Raw genomic sequence first — 12,594 nt, 5'->3', positions numbered from 1 at the left:
ATACAAGAAATAAAAATGTTACGGGTAACTGTTATCGGTAACATTGTCCGGCCGGACAATATCAGAAGCAATATCCATCCGTGCCTTAAGTGTATAAGTGTGAGCTACTTCAAATTTGTGGGCTTAAATAGATCCGCCCGGTGACAAGGTGAAACCTAAATCTAACATTTTCGGTGTCACAGATTCGCCACGAATACGCGCCAGCAGGCGTTCAGCGCCAATACTGCCCATCCGCTCACGCGGCGTCAGCACGCTCGCCAGTCGTGGCTCCATCACCTGACCAATATCATGACCGTGGAAACCGGCAATCGCCATATCGTCAGGAACTTTCAACCCCAGACGCTGGCATTCAAACGCCGCGCCGACCGCCAGGTCATCATTAGTACAGAACACGCCATCCAGCTGCGGATATTCCCGCCTCGCCTGGCGAATCAGTTCAATACCGGAAGAGTAAGAAGAAGATTGCTCAACCATCACGCTATACGGCACCAGGCCTGCATCCAGCATCGCCTGTTCGTATCCCTTCTGTTTGATGATAGTACGTTCGTCGAGACGTGCGCCGAGATAGGCAATGTGGCGATGCCCGCGAGCAATAATGGCGGTGGTCATCTGGCGTGCCGCTTCAAAGTTATCAAAACCGACGGCAATATCGAGGCACGGCGACTTGCTGTCCATCAACTCCACCACCGGAATCCCCGCCACTTCAATCATCTTTAAGGTGCGTGGCGTGTGGGTACGTTCGGTGAGGATCAGTCCATCGATATTCCATGAGAGCATTGATTCGAGGCGTTCTTGCTCCATTTCCGGTTTATAACCGTAGTGCGCCAGCATAGTTTGATAACCGTGCGCGTCGGTGACGCTTTCGATTCCGCGTAATACTTCCGCGAAAACCTGGTTGGTGAGAGAAGGTAACAGGACGCCAATCGCCCGGCTGGTGGCATTAGAGAGGATATCGGGCGCGCGATTGGGAATATAACCCAGTTCATCAAGAGCGGCGGCAATCTTGCCGCGTAGAGCGACGGAAACCTGCTCCGGGTTGCGTAAAAAACGGCTGACCGTCATTTTGGTCACGCCTACACGGTCAGCCACATCCTGAAGTACGGGTCTTTTCTTTTTCATCGTCCTGAAGGTACAAAAGAGATAGATTCTCTTAGTTTAACACGGACGCATCAGAACCTTCCCGGGGAAAACAGTGCTTGTTTACAATTATTAGATATACACTAAATCAATTGCATCGCATTGTGCTAACGACGCGGCAAAACCCCGGAAGCGTACATCAGCACGCGACCGGAGCGAGTGAGGAAGCCTGCAAAAAGGCAGGCTTCAAAGATGCCGTTGAGTTTTAAACCGGCGGCAGATCGAACAGTAACACTTCGCTGTCGCTATCCGCATGAATGGAGATTGCCTGCTCATCCCAGATTGCCAGACCATCGCTGGTCGAGGCTTTCACGCCGTTAATGGTGACATTGCCTTTCACCACCTGAATCCAGACGCGGCGTTCAGCGGCAATCTGATGCACCGACTGCTCATCTTTTACCAGCGCCCAGCGGTACAGTTCCATATCCTGATACACTTTCAGCGAACCATCACGCGCATCCGGCGAGAGCACCAGCTGTTTGCCCTGTACGGCATCGAAGCGACGCTGTTCATAACGCGGCGTAATACCGTTTTCTTCAGGCATGATCCAGATCTGATACAGATGCAGACGCTCGGTGCTGCTTGGGTTGTACTCTGAGTGACGAATACCCGTACCCGCACTCATAATCTGGAACTCACCCGCCGGAACCTGCTCTTTATTGCCCATGCTGTCCTGATGCTCAACAGTACCTTCCAGCACGTAGGTCAAAATTTCCATATCTTTATGCGGGTGAGTGCCGAAGCCCTGCCCTGCTTCAATCACGTCGTCGTTAATCACGCGCAGCGCGGAGAAGCCCATAAAGTTCGGATCGTAATAGTTGGCAAAAGAGAAAGTATGCCAGGAGTCCAGCCAGCCATGATTTGCATGACCACGTTCATTTGCTTTGCGTAAGTAGATCATTTTTATTCGCCCCCTGAATGATTTCGATGGGCTTAGTGTGGACCCGATCCGCCTGGGATGATAGAGGGTGAAAATTGCCCCCTCTGTTCAAAAAAATTGAACTATTCGAGGGGCCATCAAACTTACTTCGCGAGAGTCACTGTGGAGGGAGAGGCTTGCTCAAATCCTCGTTCAAGGATTTCCAGATTGGTAAGAACTTCAGATTCCTTGACGTAATTTGGCGCACCGTTGGTGATGGTTTGATACAACGCATCATAAACGCGCCCGTAATCGCCCATCTCCGGCTTCATCTCTTCTCTGACCGTCACACCCTCGTCATTGACATACTCCAGCACACCGACCGAATCATCCGCCGCGAATCCCGGTTCGCCCGGCATAATATTAGCCTTGAGGCTGGTTTCCTGCTGGTCGATACCGTATTTAATAAACGAACCTTTCTTACCGTGAACGATAAATTTCGGATAATCGATTTTCACCAGATGGCTGGTTTTGACGATGGCTTTCAGGTCGCCATAAAACAGTTGCGCTTCAAAGGTGTCGTCAGGATTGGCTTTATTGCGCAGGCTGCGGATGTCATAAGCGACGTGATCCGGGCGACCGAACAGAGAAATAATCTGGTCCATCGTATGCACACCAAGGCCATAGAACGCGCCATCCTGCGGCAACCCAGGTTTGGTTTCTGCCACCGGGCGGTAATAGTCAAAATGGCTTTCCACTTCAACAATCTCTCCCAGCTTACCGCTTTCAATCGCTCTTTTCGCCGTCAGGAAGCAGGAATCAAAGCGACGATTCTGATACGGCGTGACGGTCAGCCCTTTGCTTTTCGCCAGCGCAAACAGCTCTTTCGCCTGCGCAATTGTCGGAGTAAACGGTTTTTCGACCAGCACATTTTTCCCGGCTTCCAGCGCGCGTTTCGCGTATTCGAAATGACTATCCGCGTGGGTGCAGACGACAACCAGCTTAACATCGGGATCGTTTAGCACTTCGTCGAGATCGCTGGTGAAATGGATATGAGAGTAAATGGGAGCCTGTTCTTCCGGCTTCGCATGGCGGCGAAAAATATGCGCGACATGCCAGCTATCCTTGCGGTTAAGTACATACGGCAGATGGTAACGGGTGGTGCTTTTGCCGAAGCCAATAAAGGCGCAGTTGATGACCATGATTTCGTCCTTTTTAAGGTGGTTATTTATACCTTAGCGCAAAGCGGACGTGGTTCCTACTGGAGTGCGCATAACGAACACAAGCACTTCCCGTGGATAAATTGAAAACGAAAGATCAAAAAAAAAGCCAGCACCCGGCTGGCTAAGTAATACTGGAAGCAATGTGAGCAATGTCGTGCTTTCAGGTTCTCCGCGAGGGTCTTCCTGATCGCGAGACAATAATAATCATTCTCATTCGCACTTGTCCAACACTTTTTGCAAAAAAATGCATTTGACTCGCATTTGAAAGTCAATGATGTTGAAAGGGACATTTACCCCAAAGAGGACAAAGGAATGAGTGAGATAGTGATACGCCATGCTGAAACGCGCGATTACGAGGCCATCAGGCAGATTCACGCCCAGCCGGAGGTGTATTGCAACACACTACAGGTGCCTCATCCTTCCGATCATATGTGGCAGGAGCGACTCGCCGATCGTCCCGGCATCAAGCAGTTAGTCGCCTGTATTGATGGAATCGTCGTAGGACATCTCACCATTGACGTGCAACAACGCCCGCGCCGCAGTCATGTTGCCGATTTTGGTATCTGTGTCGACGCCCGCTGGAAGAATCACGGCGTCGCCAGCGCCCTGATGCGAGAGATGATTGAAATGTGCGACAACTGGTTGCGGGTAGATCGTATTGAGCTAACGGTGTTCGTCGATAACGCGCCAGCAATTAAGGTCTATAAAAAATTCGGCTTTGAGATTGAAGGGACTGGCAAAAAGTACGCATTACGTAATGGTGAATATGTCGATGCGTATTATATGGCACGGGTGAAGTAAGATAGTGCCCTTTTTCTGAGATGGAAAAAGGGCGTCATTCAAAATCGGCATATCTTCCTTTAATGTATTTATTTGCCCAATAAATATATTGAGATTTACCTCATAATTACGTCCTAAAGTGTAATATTTTATTATTAATATATACGCCTACAATTTCCTGGAGTAAATAAATAACAATTAACAAGCATAATAGTGCCATTAATAAAATAGCATGCCATAAAAGGACTTTTCAGGGATGAGTAATATTGTTTACCTGACAGTAACGGGAGAACAACAAGGAAACATCTCCGCAGGTTGTGGGACTACTGAATCTATAGGTAATCGCTGGCAGAGTGGGCATGAGGATGAAATATTTACATTCTCACTCGCAAATAGAATTACTAATACGGGACTTGGTTCACAGTTACAGGGTATGACATTTTGTAAATTAATTGATAAAAGCACTCCATTACTTATTAATTCCATTAACAATAATGAGCAATTATTTATGGAATTTGACTTTTATAGAATCAATAGATTTGGTAGATGGGAAAAGTATTATTATATACAACTAAGAGGCGCTTTTTTATCGGCTATTCATCATCAGATCATTGAAAATCAACTGGATACAGAAACAATAACTGTTAGTTATGAATTTATCCTCTGTCAACATCTTATCGCAAATACCGAGTTCAGCTATTTGGCACTCCCTGAAAATTATAACCGTTTGTTTTTACCAAATTCAAAAAACCAAACAAATAATCGTTTCAAAACGTTAAACAGCAAAGCTATTGGCAGGCTACTTGCTGCTGGTGGCGTATACAATGGGAACATTGAAGGATTCAGAGATACTGCGGAAAAACTGGGTGGAGATGCAATAAAAGGCTATGATCAAATACTAAATGAAAAAACAGCGGGCATAGCGATAGCAACAGCATCTATTCTTTTAACAAAGCGTTCTAATGTTGATACATATACAGAAATAAATAGTTATTTAGGCAAACTTAGAGGTCAACAAAAACTTCTTGATGGTATAGACATAATAGAAATAATATACATTAAGAGACCTTCAAAAGACTTAGCTAACTTACGAAAGGAGTTTAATAAAACTGTAAGAAAAAATTTTCTTATCAAACTTGCAAAAACCTCCGAAGCATCTGGAAGATTCAACGCCGAAGACCTTTTAAGAATGAGAAAGGGCAATGTTCCTCTAAATTATAATGTTCACCATAAACTATCTCTAGATGATGGTGGTACTAATGATTTCGAAAATTTAGTATTAATCGAAAACGAACCATATCATAAAGTTTTTACTAACATGCAATCACGAATAGCTAAGGGAATATTAGTAGGTGAAAGCAAAATCACTCCCTGGGCCATTCCATCTGGCTCAATTTATCCTCCCATGAAAAATATTATGGAACCCACAAAATGATGACTAAAACCCAAATAAATAAATTAAAAAAAATGATGAATGATTTAGACTATCCATTTGAAGCACCGCTCAAGGAATCATTTATTGAAAGTATAATCCAAATAGAATTTAATTCTAATTCAACTAATTGCCTGGAGAAGTTATGTAATGAAGTTAGTATTCTTTTTAAGAATCAACCTGATTATCTTACTTTTTTAAGAGCAATGGATGGATTCGAAGTTAATGGATTACGATTATTTAGCCTCTCGATTCCAGAACCTTCAGTTAAAAACCTTTTTACCGTAAATGAATTTTATAGAAATAATGATGATTTCATAAACCCTGATCTACAAGAACGGTTAGTGATCGGGGATGATAGCATTTCAATATTTACTTATGACATTAAAAATAACTTTTTTGAAATTAGAGATAATATTGACACCGAAAATATATTCAGTTCGTTTAGTGATTTCTCTTCATTCTTAAACGAAATCATGGACAGTTGTTCATAATAATCAAAAGATAACAAAAATCATTGTAAACCATGCCATCTTTTTAGAGATTACCAGCAGAAAATTCCTTGTTCGAAACTTAGCAATGCAAGCTATGGAAAAACTTACAACGGAACTACACTCCTTAAGTGAGATGGACCGAAGACATGTAATCTCTATTTTAGCCGAAATAGCTAATGGCTATGATGATTTTAGTGACATGTTGATTTAGTTAGAATTTCACCCGAATCATAAGATTCTGATATCTTAAATAAGAAAATCCCGTTCGACGTTCTGAAAAAGAAATCACAAAATATTAGCAGATACTTATTTCGTGACTGTATATTATCCGATGAACTTTTTTCAAAACCAGCATTTAATAATATCTTTGACGAAGATGAACACGCCTTTTCTCAAAGTATAACGCAAGAATAATAATATAACGTTCAACAATAATATTTATTATAATTATGATTACTTATCACGACGCATTCGCGAAAGCGAACCATTACCTTGATGATGCAGATCTCCCTGTCGTCATCACTCTGCATGGACGTTTTAGCCAGGGCTGGTATTTCTGTTTCGAATCACAAGAATTTCTTGAATCTGGTGATGAGGCCGCGCGCTTAGCCGGTAACGCACCTTTTATTATTGATAAAGACAGTGGTGAAATTCATTCCCTTGGAACGGCAAAGCCGCTGGAAGAATATCTACAGGATTATGAAATAAAAAAGGCTACCTTCGGCTTGCCCTGACAATACGGCCCTCTTCCCACGAAGAGGGCCGCTAACCTTAATACCCCGCCGTTAAATCATCCACCGAGCGCGGATCGGATGCGCCGTACAACTCGCCGTCCGGCCCAACCATAATGCTTTGTGTGCTGCCCATCGCCTCTTTCAGCGCTACTTTCTGACCTTTTTCTTCCAGCAGCTTGAGCGTATCCGGGCTAAATCCTTTCTCGACGCGCAGTTCGTCCGGCAACCACTGATGGTGGAAACGCGGTGCATTGGTCGCTTCGGCGACATTCATACCATAATCGATGCTGTTCACCACCATTTGCAGCACGGTAGTGATGATCCGGCTACCGCCTGGGCTACCAGTCACTAACCAGGTTTTACCGTCTTTCACCACAATGGTTGGGGACATCGACGACAGCGGGCGTTTATTCGGCCCGACCGCGTTGGCGTCACCACCCACCAGCCCGTAAACGTTCGGTACGCCAGGTTTGGCGGAGAAATCATCCATCTGGTTATTAAGCAGAATACCGCTCTCGCCCGCGACAATGCCCGTCCCGAAGGTGGTGTTCAGCGTATAGGTCACCGCTACCGCGTTGCCGTCTTTATCCACCACTGAGTAATGGGTAGTTTGATTACTCTCATAAGGCGCAAGCTTGCCGGGGCGAATTTCGCTGGATGGCTTCGCTTTATTGATATCGATTTGATCGGCAATAGATTTGGCATAGGCTTTATTGGTCAGCGCCTGCCACGGAACTTTGACAAAATCCGGGTCGCCAAGATATTCCGAGCGGTCGGCGTAGGCATATTTCTCAGCTTCTGCCATGATTTGCATCGCGTCGGCGCTGCCAAAGCCGTATTTCTTCATATCGAAGTTTTCCAGAATATTGAGGATTTGTACGATATGGATCCCGCCGGAAGATGGCGGTGGCATGGAGTAAACCTGATACCCGCGATAATCGCCGCTAATCGGTGTACGTTCGACCGCTTTATACGCCGCTAAATCTTCTTTAGTGATCAAGCCACCGTTTTTCTGCATCTCCTGGGCAATCTGTTCCGCTATCGTGCCTTTGTAGAATTCGTCCGGGCCGTTTTCGGCAATCATCTCCAGGCTCTTTGCCAGGTTCGCCTGCACCAGCTTGTCGCCCTTTTTCAGCGGCGCGCCCTCTTTCCAGAAGATAGCCTTGCTGTTTTCGTGATTCGGCAACACTTCGCTACCGTAGGTTTTGAGATCGTCAGCCAGCGCGTCATTAACGATAAAACCATCGCGTGCCAGTTTAAACGCCGGCTGCACCACTTTATTTAACGGCATGGTGCCGTACTTCTCCAGCGCCAGCGAGAAACCTGCGACCGTACCTGGCGTACCGGAGGCCAGATGCGAAGTGAGTGATTTTTTGCTGTCCGGGTTGCCCTGGTCATCGAGGAACATATCGCGGGTCGCTTTGGCGGGTGCCATTTCGCGGAAATCGATAGCGGTGGTATTGCCATTTTTCGAGCGGATCAGCATAAAACCACCACCGCCCAGATTCCCTGCCTGCGGATGCGTTACCGCCAGCGCGTAGCCCACCGCCACGGCGGCATCAACGGCATTCCCACCCTCCTTGAGGATATCCACCCCCACCTGAGTGGCAGTAGCATCTACAGACGCCACCATCCCCTGTTTCGCGCGTACCGGATGAAAGACATCGTCCTCCACGCCATAAGAAACAGGTGGCGGAGGAGGCGCGGCGGCGGCGCTAAAACAACTTCCTGAGAGCAGAGCAGCAATGGCCACCCGGCGTAAAAACGTCGGTTTTATCATCGTTATTCTCCAGAGATTAAGGGGCGACCCCAGCTAAGCCTGGTATATAACTCTGAATTAATCCTGATGATTGCAGGAAAGGAGTAAACTTAAAGAATATCTTCAGAGGAGGATACGCGATGAAACGACTTCTGATTCTTACGGCACTCCTGCCGTTTGTCGGCTTTGCACAGCCCATTAATACTCTGAACAACCCTAACCAGCCGGGGTATCAGATCCCCAGTCAGCAGCGGATGCAGACTCAAATGCAGACGCAGCAAATCCAGCAAAAAGGGATGCTGAATCAGCAACTGAAAACGCAAACTCAGTTGCAACAACAGCATTTAGAAAACCAGATAAACAATAATTCTCAGCGGGTGTTGCAGTCACAGCCGGGGGAGCGAAATCCCGCCCGGCAGCAAATGCTGCCCAATACCAACGGCGGGATGTTAAACAGCAACCGTAATCCGGATAGTTCGTTGAATCAGCAGCATATGTTGCCGGAGAGGAGAAACGGCGACATGCTGAATCAGCCCAGCACGCCGCAGCCTGATATACCGTTGAAAACTATTGGGCCGTAAAGTTCGGACCAATCACGTCAATCGCATCGGTGCAGATGCAATCCACGCCCCAGCGCAGCAACTCTGCCGCGCGCTGGGGTTTATTGACGGTATAAACCAGAATCCGTAATCCGGCGTCTTTCAACTGCATCACTCGCGCTTTATCAAGCAACTTATGATTGAGATGAATAGAGACGCAGCCCAGTCGCGCGGTCAGTTCTCGCCAGTCGTCGCGCCACTCATCCAACAACAAACCGCGCGGCAGTTCCGGTGCAGCCTGTTGTGCAGCTTCTAAAGCATCAATCTCAAACGATGACAGCAGCGGCGGCGTCATATCGGCCCACAGTTCGCGTGCCGCCAGCGCCACCATTTTGCCCGTTAATGGCCCGGTGCCAGTGGTGGGTTTGATTTCGATATTCGCCATCATCCCGTGTTCGCGACAGCGTTCCGCCACCTGCGAAAGCAACGGTAGCGGCTCACCTTTAAACGCTTTGCTGTACCAACTGCCTGCATCCACGCGCAGTAAATCCTGCCAGTTCAGATCGCCCGCGACGCCCCAGCCGTTGCTGGTGCGTTCAAGATTGTCGTCATGGAGCAGGAAGATCTCGCCATCTTTCGATAACTTCGCGTCAAATTCGATCATCTTATGACCGTATTTTGCCCCGACGTCGATTGCTGCCAGGGTGTTCTCCGGGGCCAGTTTACCGCCGCCACGATGGGCGACGATGCGGGGATAAGGCCAGTTACTCATACTCGTTGTCCTGTTTCACCATCAAAAAGATGTAGCTGATTTTCCGGCAGATGCAGCCACAGCGTGCTGCCTGCCGTCGGGCGCTCCTGATGCGCCAGTCGCACCACCAGCTTCTGTTCGCCCCAGCGTCCGTGCGCCAGGTTATCTGCGCCGAGGATCTCCAGCGTGTCCATCACCAGCGGCACGCCACCTTCAGCCTGCGAACGTAGCGTAATATGTTCCGGGCGAATGCCGAGAGTCATTTTACGTCCAGCATACTGACGGTAGCCACCGTTTAGCGGCAGCGCGATACCGCCGTCCAGTTCGAAATGCGTACCTTCGTTATTCACACGCCCTGCCAGCAGATTCATCGCCGGACTGCCGATAAAACTCGCCACAAACAGGCTGGCGGGCTTTTCGTACACTTCAACTGGCGTGCCAATCTGTTCGGCAACGCCGCCGTTCATCACCATTACTCGCTGGGCGAGCGTCATCGCCTCAACCTGATCGTGGGTAACGTAGAGTGAAGTCGTTTTCAGGCGACGGTGCAGCTGTTGCAGTTCAAGACGCATCTGCACACGCAACTTGGCATCGAGGTTAGAGAGCGGCTCATCAAACAGGAACACTGCCGGCTCACGCACAATCGCACGCCCCATCGCCACACGCTGACGCTGACCGCCAGATAGCTCACGCGGGCGGCGCTTAAGCAGGCCGTCCAGCTCCAGAATGCGCGCCGCTTCTTTAACACGTTCGGCAATTTGTTGCTTGCCCATGCCGCGAATTTTCAGCCCCCACGCCATATTCTCCTCTACGCTCATATGCGGATAGAGCGCGTAGTTCTGGAACACCATCGCAATCCCGCGATCTTTCGGCTCCATTTCGGTGACACGCTTGCGGTCGATCCAGATATCGCCCGTCGTTACCCGCTCCAGTCCGGCCACCATTCGCAATAACGTCGATTTCCCGCAGCCAGACGGCCCGACCATCACGATAAATTCGCCATCCGCCACATCAAGGGTCAGCGGTTTAATGACCTGGGTTTTGCCATCCCAGCTTTTGGTTACTGCCTGTAATTTCAGTCCTGCCATCTTATTTCTCACTATCGACCAGGCCGCGCACGAAGGCACGCTGCATCACTAAAACAATCACCACCGGAGGGATCAGCGTTAACAACATCGCCGCCATCACCGAGTTCCATTCCGTGGTGCCTTCGCCAGTGGCGATCATCCCTTTAATCCCTGCCACGGTGGTGCCGAGATCCACATCGGTAATAATCAACAACGGCCACAAATACTGGTTCCAGCCGTAGATAAAGGTGATCACAAACAGCGCCGCCAGATTGGTTTTGGACAGCGGAAAAACGATGTCGCAAAAGAAACGCATGGGTGATGCGCCGTCGATCCGCGCGGCTTCCACCAGCTCATCCGGCAGCGTCATAAAGAACTGGCGGAACAGGAAGGTGGCGGTCGCCGAGGCCATCAGCGGCAGCGTTAAGCCGGCGTAGCTGTCGAGCATCTTCAGATTGGCGATGACTTCCACCGTCGGGAAAATACGCACTTCAACCGGCAACATCAGAGTGATAAAAATCATCCAGAAGAAGAGGTTACGCAGCGGAAAACGAAACCAGACAATGGCAAATGCCGAGAGCATCGAGACGGTAATTTTGCCGAGCGTAATGCTGAACGCCATCACAAAGCTGTTAAGCAACATCCGCCAGAACGGCGCGCTATTCGTACCTACCCCGTTTACCCAGATGTTGTGGATATTTTCCAGCAGATGCGTGCCGGGGATGAGCGTCATCGGCGCGGCGTAGACGGCCTGTTTATCCAGCGTCGCCGCGACAAACGCCACGTACAGCGGGAAGAGGATCACCGCGATCCCGAGGATCAGCATGGTATGGCTGAATATTGTCAGCCACGGACGGTTCTCAATCATTGGTAACGCACCTTGCTTTCAACATAGCGGAACTGCACCACCGTCAGCACGATGACGAGGAACATCAACACCACCGACTGCGCGGCAGACGAAGCCAGATCCAGTCCGGTAAAGCCTTCGCGGTAAATCTTATAAATCAGCGTCGTGGTGGCCTGAACCGGCCCGCCGGACGTGGCGGCGTCGATCACCGGGAAGGTGTCGAAGAAGGCGTATACCAGGTTCACCACCAGCAGGAAGAAACTCACCGGAGCGATAAGCGGCAGCGCAATCTTAAAGAAGCGGCGAATCGGGCCTGCACCGTCGATGGCTGCGGCTTCGATCAACGAACGGGGTATGGATTGCAGCGCGGCATAGAAGAACAGGAAGTTGTAGCTAATTTGCTTCCACACCGAGGCAAACACCACCAGAAACATCGCCTGACCGCTGTTTTGCGCGTGGTTCCAGTCGTAGCCGAACTCAGCGAGAAAATGGGTGATCAGCCCGCGACCGGGGTTAAACAGGAAGATCCATAATACGGCGGCAACGGCGGGAGCCACGGCATACGGCAGCAGCATTAAGGTTTGATATAAACGGCTGCCGCGCACGATGTACTCCACCAGCGCTGCGAAGAACAGCGATACCAGCAAACCGCTGACGGTGACAAAGGTGCTGAATTTTATCGTCGTCCAGAAGGAGTCGAGATAGTAGCTGTCATGAAACAACGTGACGAAGTTATCCAGGCCGACAAACTGGCTGGAGAAACCAAACGGATCGACGCTTTGTAGCGAGTACCACAACGCTTCGCCCGCAGGCCAGATAAAAAAGATAACGGTGATGATGAGCTGCGGCGCGACCAGCAAATAAGGCAGCCAGCGCGAGCGGAACACCGGACGGGATGATGACATTACGGTTAATTCCTGAACTGTGCCGGATGCGCTTCGCTTATCCGGCCTACACGCGATGCCAGGTCAG

Annotated in this window: 13 protein-coding genes and 1 pseudogene; 6 read left to right on the top strand and 8 right to left on the bottom strand. The window is 49.1% G+C overall.

Going from position 1 to position 12,594, the window contains the following annotated elements:
- Positions 1-123: 123 nt before the first annotated feature.
- The 3 genes from gntR to ACJHYR_RS09540 all read right to left on the bottom strand — a co-directional run bounded on the left by gntR (position 124) and on the right by ACJHYR_RS09540 (position 3,198).
- Positions 124-1,119 (bottom strand): gluconate operon transcriptional repressor GntR, encoded by a 996-nt coding sequence (gntR, locus tag ACJHYR_RS09550; RefSeq protein WP_000730252.1) that lies wholly within the window; start codon positions 1,117-1,119, stop codon positions 124-126.
- A gap of 223 nt (positions 1,120-1,342) precedes the next feature.
- Entirely contained in the window at positions 1,343-2,038 is a 696-nt protein-coding gene (gene yhhW / locus ACJHYR_RS09545) for a quercetin 2,3-dioxygenase (protein ID WP_000639821.1), read from the bottom strand.
- A 122-nt stretch (positions 2,039-2,160) separates the two neighbouring features.
- Positions 2,161-3,198 (bottom strand): oxidoreductase, encoded by a 1,038-nt coding sequence (locus tag ACJHYR_RS09540; RefSeq protein WP_001586360.1) that lies wholly within the window; start codon positions 3,196-3,198, stop codon positions 2,161-2,163.
- Between the two features lie 333 nt (positions 3,199-3,531).
- On the opposite strand from ACJHYR_RS09540, the gene yhhY reads away from it, so the two are divergent.
- The 5 genes and pseudogenes from yhhY to ACJHYR_RS09515 all read left to right on the top strand — a co-directional run bounded on the left by yhhY (position 3,532) and on the right by ACJHYR_RS09515 (position 6,659).
- Positions 3,532-4,020 carry an N-acetyltransferase gene (gene yhhY, locus ACJHYR_RS09535; protein WP_024211798.1) on the top strand — a complete coding sequence of 163 codons (489 nt, stop codon included), beginning with the start codon at positions 3,532-3,534 and terminating at the stop codon, positions 4,018-4,020.
- Positions 4,021-4,255: 235 nt separating this feature from the next.
- On the top strand, positions 4,256-5,434 hold the full coding sequence (gene tssD / locus ACJHYR_RS09530; protein WP_059327745.1) for an Hcp1 family type VI secretion system effector: 1,179 nt from the start codon (positions 4,256-4,258) through the stop codon (positions 5,432-5,434).
- Positions 5,431-5,925, top strand: coding sequence for a protein YrhA (yrhA, locus tag ACJHYR_RS09525; protein ID WP_059327744.1), 495 nt, complete (start codon positions 5,431-5,433; stop codon positions 5,923-5,925). The genes tssD and yrhA overlap by 4 nt, the downstream gene beginning before the upstream one ends.
- A gap of 94 nt (positions 5,926-6,019) precedes the next feature.
- Positions 6,020-6,133: pseudogene (locus ACJHYR_RS09520) on the top strand (hypothetical protein); the annotation flags it as partial.
- Positions 6,134-6,374: 241 nt separating this feature from the next.
- Positions 6,375-6,659 (top strand): YrhB family protein, encoded by a 285-nt coding sequence (locus tag ACJHYR_RS09515; protein ID WP_000634162.1) that lies wholly within the window; start codon positions 6,375-6,377, stop codon positions 6,657-6,659.
- Positions 6,660-6,696: 37 nt separating this feature from the next.
- On the opposite strand, the gene ggt is transcribed toward ACJHYR_RS09515, so the two are convergent.
- On the bottom strand, positions 6,697-8,439 hold the full coding sequence (gene ggt, locus ACJHYR_RS09510; protein WP_059327743.1) for a gamma-glutamyltransferase: 1,743 nt from the start codon (positions 8,437-8,439) through the stop codon (positions 6,697-6,699).
- A gap of 119 nt (positions 8,440-8,558) precedes the next feature.
- On the opposite strand from ggt, the gene ACJHYR_RS09505 reads away from it, so the two are divergent.
- Entirely contained in the window at positions 8,559-8,999 is a 441-nt protein-coding gene (locus ACJHYR_RS09505) for a DUF2756 family protein (protein ID WP_000825996.1), read from the top strand.
- Here the strand turns inward: ACJHYR_RS09505 and ugpQ are convergent.
- From ugpQ to ugpA, 4 genes are read right to left on the bottom strand one after another with little or no spacing between them, the layout of a single operon-like run.
- A complete protein-coding gene (gene ugpQ / locus ACJHYR_RS09500; protein ID WP_000073563.1) occupies positions 8,986-9,729 on the bottom strand; it encodes a glycerophosphodiester phosphodiesterase in 744 nt (247 codons plus the stop codon). The two genes, ACJHYR_RS09505 and ugpQ, sit on opposite strands and share 14 nt — an antisense overlap.
- Positions 9,726-10,796, bottom strand: coding sequence for a sn-glycerol 3-phosphate ABC transporter ATP binding protein UgpC (gene ugpC / locus ACJHYR_RS09495; protein ID WP_000907822.1), 1,071 nt, complete (start codon positions 10,794-10,796; stop codon positions 9,726-9,728). The genes ugpQ and ugpC overlap by 4 nt, the downstream gene beginning before the upstream one ends.
- Before the next feature lies 1 nt (position 10,797).
- On the bottom strand, positions 10,798-11,643 hold the full coding sequence (gene ugpE, locus ACJHYR_RS09490) for a sn-glycerol-3-phosphate ABC transporter permease UgpE (protein ID WP_000572164.1): 846 nt from the start codon (positions 11,641-11,643) through the stop codon (positions 10,798-10,800).
- Positions 11,640-12,527 (bottom strand): sn-glycerol-3-phosphate ABC transporter permease UgpA, encoded by an 888-nt coding sequence (gene ugpA, locus ACJHYR_RS09485; protein ID WP_000099292.1) that lies wholly within the window; start codon positions 12,525-12,527, stop codon positions 11,640-11,642. The genes ugpE and ugpA overlap by 4 nt, the downstream gene beginning before the upstream one ends.
- Positions 12,528-12,594 lie beyond the last annotated feature (67 nt).

It is taken from the genome of Escherichia sp. WS1450, assembly GCF_046487395.1.
In the GTDB taxonomy this organism is placed as follows: domain Bacteria; phylum Pseudomonadota; class Gammaproteobacteria; order Enterobacterales; family Enterobacteriaceae; genus Escherichia; species Escherichia coli.
The sequence above is the reverse complement of the archived record's forward strand: the minus strand, read 5'-3'. Positions and strand labels throughout refer to the sequence as shown.

Bases quoted from the DNA above. Each gene is read 5' to 3' on its own strand.
- gntR (WP_000730252.1), bottom strand. From the start codon at position 1,119: ATGAAAAAGAAAAGACCCGTACTTCAGGATGTGGCTGACCGTGTAGGC.
- yhhW (WP_000639821.1), bottom strand. From the start codon at position 2,038: ATGATCTACTTACGCAAAGCAAATGAACGTGGTCATGCAAATCATGGC.
- ACJHYR_RS09540 (WP_001586360.1), bottom strand. From the start codon at position 3,198: ATGGTCATCAACTGCGCCTTTATTGGCTTCGGCAAAAGCACCACCCGT.
- yhhY (WP_024211798.1), top strand. From the start codon at position 3,532: ATGAGTGAGATAGTGATACGCCATGCTGAAACGCGCGATTACGAGGCC.
- tssD (WP_059327745.1), top strand. From the start codon at position 4,256: ATGAGTAATATTGTTTACCTGACAGTAACGGGAGAACAACAAGGAAAC.
- yrhA (WP_059327744.1), top strand. From the start codon at position 5,431: ATGATGACTAAAACCCAAATAAATAAATTAAAAAAAATGATGAATGAT.
- ACJHYR_RS09515 (WP_000634162.1), top strand. From the start codon at position 6,375: ATGATTACTTATCACGACGCATTCGCGAAAGCGAACCATTACCTTGAT.
- ggt (WP_059327743.1), bottom strand. From the start codon at position 8,439: ATGATAAAACCGACGTTTTTACGCCGGGTGGCCATTGCTGCTCTGCTC.
- ACJHYR_RS09505 (WP_000825996.1), top strand. From the start codon at position 8,559: ATGAAACGACTTCTGATTCTTACGGCACTCCTGCCGTTTGTCGGCTTT.
- ugpQ (WP_000073563.1), bottom strand. From the start codon at position 9,729: ATGAGTAACTGGCCTTATCCCCGCATCGTCGCCCATCGTGGCGGCGGT.
- ugpC (WP_000907822.1), bottom strand. From the start codon at position 10,796: ATGGCAGGACTGAAATTACAGGCAGTAACCAAAAGCTGGGATGGCAAA.
- ugpE (WP_000572164.1), bottom strand. From the start codon at position 11,643: ATGATTGAGAACCGTCCGTGGCTGACAATATTCAGCCATACCATGCTG.
- ugpA (WP_000099292.1), bottom strand. From the start codon at position 12,527: ATGTCATCATCCCGTCCGGTGTTCCGCTCGCGCTGGCTGCCTTATTTG.